The sequence below is a fragment of the Psychrobacter proteolyticus genome (assembly GCF_038155145.1).
Classification (GTDB): domain Bacteria; phylum Pseudomonadota; class Gammaproteobacteria; order Pseudomonadales; family Moraxellaceae; genus Psychrobacter; species Psychrobacter proteolyticus_B.
Genome location: NZ_JBAKAY010000204.1, coordinates 1 through 212 on the forward strand (window position 1 = coordinate 1; position 212 = coordinate 212).

The 212-nt window shown below is 41.5% G+C and carries 1 protein-coding gene; it reads right to left on the bottom strand.

What is annotated here, in order from left to right; genetic code table 11:
- On the bottom strand, positions 1-212 hold a 212-nt coding region (locus V6252_RS13540), incomplete at both ends, for an acyl-CoA dehydrogenase C-terminal domain-containing protein (protein WP_341610779.1).

Genomic DNA, 212 nt, shown 5'->3' on the forward strand with positions numbered 1-212 from the left:
CGCTTGCCTGTCAGTGCAAACAGAGTTGGTGTTGGTTAATAATTCGATGTCGCGATTAACTAATGGTAGATCCCAATCAATGAAGTATTTGGCCGCTTGTATCTTGCCTTTATAAAAGTTCTTCTGCTCCAAATCTTGCGTCATACATAGTAGCTGCTCGGCTTTACTGGCTTGACGAATGCAAATCCAACTCAGTACAATTGAGGCAAATA